5 protein-coding genes (1 of these 5 running past the window's edge) are annotated in these 7,536 nt (G+C 67.1%); 3 read left to right on the top strand and 2 right to left on the bottom strand.

The genetic code is table 11. The annotated features are described in order from the left end of the window. Both ASC87_RS06465 and ASC87_RS06460 read right to left on the bottom strand, forming a co-directional pair. Positions 1–929 carry the 5' portion of a hypothetical protein gene (locus ASC87_RS06465; RefSeq protein WP_200954320.1) on the bottom strand. It extends 433 nt beyond the left edge of the window, so the window shows 929 of its 1,362 coding nt (coding positions 1–929); the start codon lies at positions 927–929; its stop codon lies beyond the left edge, outside the window. 90 nt (positions 930–1,019) lie between these two features. Continuing rightward, positions 1,020–1,658 (bottom strand): TetR/AcrR family transcriptional regulator, encoded by a 639-nt coding sequence (locus ASC87_RS06460; RefSeq protein WP_056658449.1) that lies wholly within the window; start codon positions 1,656–1,658, stop codon positions 1,020–1,022. Between the two features lie 125 nt (positions 1,659–1,783). Between ASC87_RS06460 and ASC87_RS06455 the strand changes: the two genes are divergently transcribed. Genes ASC87_RS06455 through adeC form a run of 3 tightly spaced genes read left to right on the top strand, consistent with a single transcriptional unit; the run spans position 1,784 to position 7,532 of the window. Then, on the top strand, positions 1,784–2,956 hold the full coding sequence (locus ASC87_RS06455; protein ID WP_056658447.1) for an efflux RND transporter periplasmic adaptor subunit: 1,173 nt from the start codon (positions 1,784–1,786) through the stop codon (positions 2,954–2,956). 18 nt (positions 2,957–2,974) lie between these two features. After that, a complete protein-coding gene (locus ASC87_RS06450) occupies positions 2,975–6,130 on the top strand; it encodes an efflux RND transporter permease subunit (protein ID WP_056658446.1) in 3,156 nt (1,051 codons plus the stop codon). Position 6,131: 1 nt separating this feature from the next. Further along, positions 6,132–7,532, top strand: coding sequence for an AdeC/AdeK/OprM family multidrug efflux complex outer membrane factor (gene adeC / locus ASC87_RS06445; RefSeq protein ID WP_056658442.1), 1,401 nt, complete (start codon positions 6,132–6,134; stop codon positions 7,530–7,532). Positions 7,533–7,536 lie beyond the last annotated feature (4 nt).

The following is a 7,536-nucleotide window of genomic DNA, read 5'->3' as shown; positions in this document are numbered from 1 at the left end:
GCCAGGTAGTTCCACGGCGAGGCGTGCAGGCCCACCGCCACGTGCGGCGCGTACTTCCGTGCCATCGCGATCATGCAGCGGGCCAGGCCCGCGGCGCTGTTCTCCTGCGATGCGCAGTCGGCGGGGTTGGCTGTCTTCACCTGCGCGGGCACGGCATGCGGATCGCTGTTGACGCTGCGCAGGAAGCCCCAGAGATCTGGTTCGATGTGCAGCATCACGCGCTCGCTGCCGATCGTCTGCAGCAGGAAGCGCCAGTCGTCAAAATAGCGCCCGAGGACAGCAGCGTTGTTCATGGCCGCCACCTCGCTCGCCCCCTCGCCCCCGCCCGAGCCGGACAGGAAGGTGTAGTACGTGAACACCGGCAGTCGCGGACGGGAAGCGCCTTGCCATGTCGCGGCGGCGTTCTGCTGAAGGTGGTGCTTCACGTACTGGCCCGGCGGCTGCGACCGGTCCTGCCAACAGCCCCACCATGATGTGCAAGCTTCCGGACAGGCCTTGAGGCATGCCGCCTCGGGAACCGTGTTGCTGGCCAGGTAGACATAGCGTGCATCGAAGGGCGCTGCCGCTGCGGTCGCATCGTCCATCTGCGCGCCGACCAGCAGCGTGCCGCTTCCCATGAAGGTGGTGAAGGCGCTGCCGGCTGCCGTGCTGTCAGTGCCGCCAGTGCCGCCAGTGCCGCCAGTGCCGCTGCCAGCCGCCGGGCTGTTGCCGGAGGACGATTCGCTGCCGCCTCCACAGGCCGAAACCCCCACGAAGACGGCCGACAGCGCGGCTGCCTTCAAGAGGCGAGCAAGGTATTGATTCATCACGTTGACCACAGGTCCTCCCAGTCGTATGCAAGCGCTTGCATGGACTGTGCCATCACGGCACGCGTCCCTGTACGACCTGAGAGTTACCTTGTTCGTCGCTTGTGGCGAATCGCGCGTCACGTGCCGTCTGCTTGTGACGAAAACTGTCGGTCCCTCCGCTTGCACCTCTGGCGGGGGCCGCCTCGTTGGGGGTGCCGCCCAGGATGCCGGCTACCGCGGCGTTGACCGCCCGGGTCGCGGGGGATCGGCCGCGTACGCTCTCAAGAAAACGTCCACCGCACATTCGGCAGAGGCTGCGACGCGTTCTTCTGTCAGGTCTTCCGGCGCGCGGAGAAACAGCCGAAATTGAATTGCGGAGGTCGTCAGGGCCACAAAGTGCTGGGCGGCCACGAACGGCTCTGTCTGGCGAAGCTCTTTGCGCGCCATGGCCCCGGCGAGGACATCCGCGATGAGGTCCAGCCCGTGCTTCGGCCCGATTTCGTAGAAGAGCTTGCCGATGTCAGACCGGCCTGCCTCCGCGATCACCATGCGGTGGCTCGCGCACGTGGTCTCGGCGCCGAGAAACCGCAACAGGGCCTCGGCAAACCGCGTCAAGGCCGGCGCCAGCGCGGTCGGTCCGCTGGCCACCAGCTCGGACCCGGCTGCTGCCATCTGCTTTTGCCCCTCGGCTTCCGCCACGGCCAGGAACAACGCTTCCTTGGACGGGAAGTAGCCGTACAGGGTTGCCTTCGAGCCGCCGACCTTCTGGGCGATCTCGGCCATCGACGCGCGCTCGAAGCCTTTCTCTAGAAAGACTGCGGCGGCGATCTGGAGGATCGCGTCGCGTCGTGCCTCTGTGCGGATCTTCACGGGAATCCTCTCGAAACTGTACGGGTGGGTCTATTTTTGATTGACGACGGGATCTTGTCAAAGCAATAATGAACCGTACTGTACGGTTGTGCCGCGGTGGCGGACCGTCTTCCGGAGTCCTTTTCATGCGTGATGTCCTGATTCATGTCCTGCCGACGGCCCTCGTGGCCGTGGCGTCGGCGGCCCTCGTGGCGTGCGGCGACGCGCCGAGGCCTCCCGCTGCCTTCACCGGCACGCCGGAAGTTCGCGCCATCACCGTCCAGCCGCAGCAGCTGGCGCTGACGACGGAGTTGCCGGGCCGCGTGGCGCCGATCCAGATCGCCGAAGTGCGGCCGCAGGTCACTGGCCTCGTACAGGCCCGCCGGTTCAAGGAAGGCAGCACCGTCAAGGCGGGCGAAGTGCTCTACCAGATCGACCCGGCTCTCTATCGCGCCAGCGTCGACAACGCCCGGGCGACCCTTGCGAAGTCCGAAGCGAACCTCGTGACGGTCAAGCTGAAGGCGGCCCGCTACAAGGAGCTCGGCGCCATCAAGGCGGTCAGCCAGCAGGACGCCGACGATGCCTCCGCCGCACTGCTGCAGGCCGAAGCCGACGTATCGGCTGCAAAGGCGACGCTGCAGACGCAGCGCATCAACCTCGACTACACCCGCATCGTGGCCCCGGTCAGCGGGCGGATCGGCCGCTCGACGGTCACGGCCGGCGCCCTCGTGACGGCCAACCAGGCGACCGCGATGGCCACCGTGCAGCAGATGGACCCGATCTTCGTCGACGTGACGCAGACCAGCAGCGCACTGCTCGCGCTGCGCCGCTCCCTCGCCACGGGGGACCTCCAGCGTGGCACCGCGAAGGTCAAGCTGCTGCTCGAGGACGGCAGCACGTACGCGCTGCCTGGCACGCTGCAGTTCTCCGACGTGACGGTCGACCAGGGCACCAGCGCGGTCACGCTGCGGGCGGAGTTCCCGAACCCGAAGGGCGAGTTGCTGCCGGGCATGTACGTGCGTGCCGTGGTCGAGGAGGGCGTTCTGCAGCAGGCGCTGCTGGCTCCCCAGCCCGCGGTGAGCCGCGACACCACCGGGAAGCCGGTCGCCTTCGTGGTGGCCGATGGCAAGCTGGAGCAGCGCGCGCTGGAAACCAGCCGCGCCGTGGGCGACCAGTGGCTTGTCACCAGCGGTCTCAAGGCGGGCGACCAACTGGTCGTCGCAGGACAGCAGAAGGCGCATCCCGGCATGCCGGTGACGGTCAAGCCCGCTGCTGCCGCCGCCGCCACCGCCACCACCGCCACCGCCGCGAAGCTCTGATTCGAGGCGGACATTCCCATGGCACGCTTTTTCATTGACCGGCCCATCTTTGCATGGGTCCTCGCCATCATCGTGATGCTGGCCGGCGTCGCGGCGATCAAGATCCTTCCGATCGCCCAATACCCGACCATCGCGCCGCCGGCCGTCGCCATCACGGCGATGTACCCGGGCGCATCCGCCAAGACCCTGGAGGACACGGTCACCCAGGTGATCGAACAGAAGATGAAGGGCCTCGACCGGCTCTCCTACATCTCGTCCACCAGCGAGTCCTCGGGCAGCGTGACGATCACGCTGACGTTCGAGACGGGCACCAACCCGGACACCGCGCAAGTGCAGGTGCAGAACAAGCTGGCCCTCGCGACGCCGCTGCTTCCGCAAGAGGTGCAGCAGCAGGGCGTGCAGGTCACGAAGTCGGCTGCCAACTTCCTCAATGTGCTGGCGTTCGTCTCGAGTGACGGCAAGCTCAACGGGTCAGACCTCTCGGACTACGTCGCAGCCAACGTGCAGGACCAGCTCAGCCGGGTCGAGGGTGTCGGTGACACGACACTCTTCGGGTCGCAGTACGCGATGCGCGTCTGGCTCAACCCCACGCAGCTGAACAACTTCAAGCTGACGCCGCTCGACGTCAAGAATGCGATCAGCGCGCAGAACGCCCAAGTGTCGGCTGGCCAGCTGGGTGGCCTGCCCGCCGTGTCCAGCCAGCAGCTCAATGCCACGATCACGACGCAGACGCGGCTGAAGACTGCCGCGGAGTTCGAGGAGATCCTGCTGCGCACGCAAGCCGACGGGTCGGCGGTGCGGCTGAGGGACGTTGCGCGCGTCGAACTGGGCAGCGAGAGCTACGCCAACGTGTCCCGCTTCAACGGCAAGCCTGCCGCGGGCCTCGCCATCAAGCTCGCCACCGGCGCCAATGCGCTTGACACCGTGCGGGGGATCGACGCACGGCTCGACGAGCTGAAGCCGTTCTTTCCTCCCGGCGTCGAGGTGATCAAGCCGTACGACACCACGCCGTTCGTGCGCATCTCCATCGAGGAGGTCGTGAAGACGCTGATCGAGGCCGTCGTGCTGGTCTTCGTCGTGATGTACCTTTTCCTGCAGAACTTCCGCGCGACGCTGATCCCGACGATCGCCGTGCCGGTGGTGCTGCTCGGCACCTTCGGCGTGCTGGCCGCGTTCGGCTACTCGCTGAACACGTTGACCATGCTCGCGATGGTCCTTGCCATCGGCCTCCTGGTCGACGACGCGATCGTGGTGGTGGAAAACGTCGAACGTGTGATGAGCGAGGAGGGGCTGTCGCCTCTGGAGGCCACGCGCAAATCGATGGGCCAGATCACCGGCGCGCTGGTCGGCGTCGCGCTGGTGCTGGCGGCGGTGTTCGTTCCCATGGCGTTCTTCGGTGGGTCCACCGGTGTGATCTACCGTCAGTTCACGGTCACCATCGTGTCGGCGATGACGCTCTCCGTGCTGGTCGCGATGATCCTGACGCCGGCGCTGTGCGCGACGCTGCTCAAACCCGTTGCCAAGGGCCATGCGCTCGCGACCACCGGCTTCTTCGGCGCGTTCAACCGCTGGTTCGACCGCAGCAATCGCGGTTATCAAGGCGTGGTGCGCCACATGGTGAACCGCGGCGGCCGGTACATGGCCGGCTATGCGGTGCTGTTGGTCGCCGTCGCGTTCGTGTTCTCGAAGATCCCGGCCGGCTTCCTGCCGGACGAGGACCAGGGCACGCTGTTCGCGATGGTTCAGTTGCCCCCGGGTGCGGCGCAGAGCAGCACGCTCGACGTGGTCGCGCAGATGGAGCAGCACTTCCTCGTGGACCAGAAGGACACGGTGGATGCGATCTTCACCGTGGCCGGCTTCAGCTTCGCCGGCAGTGGCCAGAACGCGGGCTTCGCATTCGTCAAGCTCAAGCCGTGGAGCGAACGCACCGGTGCGGGCATGAAAGCGCAGGACGTCGCCAACACCGCCATGGGCGCGCTGGCGCGCATCCCGAATGCCACGGTGTTCGCCTTCGCCCCGCCCGCGGTCTCGGAACTCGGCAACGCAAGCGGCTTTGACCTCATGCTCCAGGACCGGGCCAACCTGGGTCACGCTGCGCTGATGGACGCACGGAATCAACTGCTGGCGGCGCTCCGCAAGGAGCCGGGCCTGGTCGCGGTGCGTGCCAACGGCATGGAAGACACGCCCGAGTTCAAGCTCGACGTCGACCCGCACAAGGTGGGCGCACTCGGGCTCACGATGGCCGACGTGAACGACACCTTCTCCGCCGCCTGGGGCAGCAGCTACGTCAACGACTTCATTGACCAAGGCCGCGTGAAAAAGGTGTACCTGCAGGCCGACGCACCGTACCGCATGCTGCCGAGCGACATCGACCACTGGTACGTTCGCAACGCCAGTGGGGCGATGGCGCCGTTCAGCGCGTTCGCCACCGCCCGCTGGACGTCCGGATCGCCGCGCCTGGAGCGCTACAACGGCGTTCCCTCCGTGGAGATCCTGGGCATGGCCATGCCGGGCGCGATGTCGAGCGGCCAGGCACTCGCGCTGGTGGAACGGCACGTCGCACAGTTGCCGCCTGGCATCGGCTACGAGTGGACGGGTGTGTCTCGCCAGGAGCGGCAGGCTGGCGGACAGGCAGGCCTGCTGTACGCGGTGTCCATCCTCGTGGTGTTCCTGTGCCTCGCGGCGCTGTACGAAAGTTGGGCGATCCCCGTGTCCGTCATCCTGGTCGTGCCCCTGGGTGTGCTCGGTACGCTGGTGGGCGCGGTGCTGACGTGGAAGATGAACGACGTGTACTTCCAGGTCGGGCTGCTCACGACCGTCGGCCTCGCGTCGAAGAACGCCATCCTGATCGTCGAGTTCGCGAAGGACCTCGTGGCCCAGGGCAAGGGGGTCGTCGAGGCGGCGCTGACCGCGGCGCGCATGCGCCTGCGTCCGATCTTGATGACCTCGCTTGCCTTCATCCTGGGGGTGCTTCCCTTGATGCTCGGCAAGGGCGCCGGCGCGGGTGCGCAGAACGCGCTGGGCACCGCGGTGGTGGGCGGCATGGTGTCCGGCACGGTGCTCGCCATCTTCTTCGTCCCCCTGTTCTTCGTGGTGGTGCAAGGGCTGGTGAATCGCCGCAAGGCGCCGGATCCGGAGCCGAGCCCCCCCGTTCAATTGCAAGAGAGCCACTGACATGCTGCGCCTGAGCCTTCTTACCCTTTCGATCGTGGCCGGCCTGGCCGGCTGCGGGACCCTCGCACCCGACTATGAGCGCCCCGCCTCGCCCGTGCCGACCGCCTACCCGGTGTCCGTGGCCAACGGCCCGTCGGAGAACGTGGCGGACCTGGCATGGCAGGCGTTTTTCGCCGACGTGCGGTTGCGCGGTCTCATCGGCATCGCGCTCGAGAACAACCGCGACCTGCGCGTCGCGGTGCTGAACATCGAGCGGGCGCGGGCGCAGTACCGCGTGCAGCGTTCGCAGAGCTTTCCCGGCGTGAACGCCTCTGGCAGCGGCAGCAGCAGCCGGGTGCCGGCCGGCGTTTCGTCCTCCGGCCAGGCCATGGTCACGCACCAGTACAGCGCCAACGTGGGCATCAGTGCCTATGAGCTGGACCTGTTCGGCCGCGTTCGCAGCCTCAACGCCCAGGCGCTCGAGCAGTACCTCTCGACCGAGGCGGCGCGCAATGCCACGCAGATCAGCCTGATCTCCGAAGTGGCGAACGCCTACCTCACCTGGGCCGCGGACATCGAGCGCCTGGCGCTGGCGAAGGAGACGCTGCGCAGTCAAGGCGAGTCCTATGCGCTGACGCAACGGCGATTCGAGTTGGGTTCGGCTTCGGCGCTGACGCTGCGCCAGTTGCAGTCGAGCGTGGACAGTGCACGGGTCGACGTGGCGCTGTACACCGGCCGCATCCTGCAGGACCGCAATGCCGTCGCGCTGCTCATCGGCACGGAGGTGCCGGACAACTTCGCCCCGGGCGAGCTCGGTGACGAAGTCAACGCGCTGCCTGACCTGCCGGCCGGCTTGCCGTCGGACTTGCTGCTGCGACGGCCCGACGTCCTGCAGGCAGAGCACCAGCTCAAGTCCAGCACCGCCAACATCGGCGCCGCACGCGCGGCCTTCTACCCGCGCATCACGCTCACCGCCTCCGCCGGCAGCAGCAGCGCCGAGCTGTCGGGCTTGTTCAAGGCCGGGTCTGGCGCGTGGAGCTTCATGCCACAGATCACGCTGCCGATCTTCGACGGCGGGTCGAACCGGGCCAACCTCGACGACGCACAGGCTGCGCGCGACATTGCTGTCGCGCAGTACGAGAAGTCCATCCAGACCGCCTTTCGCGAAGTGGCGGATGCCCTCGCGGATCGGTCATCCCTGACCGATCAGCTGGAAGCCCAGCAATCGCTGGCGGATGCGAACGCGGACGCCATGCGCCTCTCGAATGCAAGGTACGACCGCGGTGTCGACAGCTACCTGGAGGTGCTGGACGCCCAGCGTTCCTGGTACAGCGCGCAGCAGGGCCTGATCACCACGCGCCTGTCCCGCCTGAGCAACGCCGTCACGGTGTTCAAGGCGCTGGGTGGCGGATGGTCCAGTTGAGTGC

The organism is Rhizobacter sp. Root1221, assembly GCF_001425785.1.
Classification (GTDB): Bacteria; Pseudomonadota; Gammaproteobacteria; order Burkholderiales; family Burkholderiaceae_C; genus Rhizobacter.
Note: the sequence above shows the minus strand (reverse complement) of the source record. Positions and strands in the feature narration are given on the sequence as shown.